The following is a 761-nucleotide window of genomic DNA, read 5'->3' as shown; positions in this document are numbered from 1 at the left end:
GAGGCTAAGTGAACAGAAAAGTAACGGCGGACGACAGCATGCCCATTACCCTGCCCGACACCAGCTTCAGCCAGGTGCTGAATCCGGAAGACACCAACCGGGCCGATACCCGCGCCTTTCTTGCCCGGGACGCAGAGCCTTTTACGCTGCCCGGGTTTGTGACGCCGTTTGGCTACACCCTCTGGCAGAACAGAGCAGAGCGACAGTTCAGGCTGGTCACGCAGGAGCGTGATCCGGAGACCGTTTATGCGGTGCGGCTGGAGGAAACCGAAGACTTCACCTCGCCGGAGCGCGCCTGCATACAGGTTATGGTATGGCGCACCCGCCAGCCTCAGCATGAGGGGGCGGTGCACGGCCTGGCGCGGCGTTTTTTCTGCCATTTTCTGCATCGCTGGTCGATCATCATTACCGACAGCGCGCAGACCAACGCGGCAAAAGTGATGTGGGAGGGAATGGTGGCCTGGGCGCTGCGCGACCCGGAGCACTACGTGTACGTGTGGGACGGCACAGGTGAATCGGGCTGTCTGCACCCGGTGCGCAGCTGGCTGGCGTTCTGCGGCCACTGGGCCGCCTTCTGCTGGGGCGCGGAGCCTGAAAGCCATTTGCGCAGACGGGTTGTCATCAGCACGCATCTCCTGAACGCTGCGCAGAAGTAATACGAATGCGGCACGGCACGCCTGCAGAACAACTCTCCACCGGAGGGATGTCACGCGCCGTTCCGCACACACAGCCTGGCGCATATCGCTGAAGTCGCAAGCGTG

1 protein-coding gene is annotated in these 761 nt (G+C 62.4%); it reads left to right on the top strand.

Translation table 11 applies throughout. From position 1 onward, the window contains the following. The first annotated feature begins 38 nt into the window (after nucleotides 1-38). Nucleotides 39-656: a hypothetical protein gene (locus F3J37_RS28675; RefSeq protein WP_166936854.1), complete on the top strand. Its 618-nt coding sequence runs from the start codon at nucleotides 39-41 to the stop codon at nucleotides 654-656. Nucleotides 657-761: the final 105 nt, after the last annotated feature.

The organism is Candidatus Pantoea communis (genome assembly GCF_011752685.1).
In the GTDB taxonomy this organism is placed as follows: domain Bacteria; phylum Pseudomonadota; class Gammaproteobacteria; order Enterobacterales; family Enterobacteriaceae; genus Pantoea; species Pantoea communis.
This window is presented reverse-complemented; position numbering and strand designations above follow the sequence as displayed.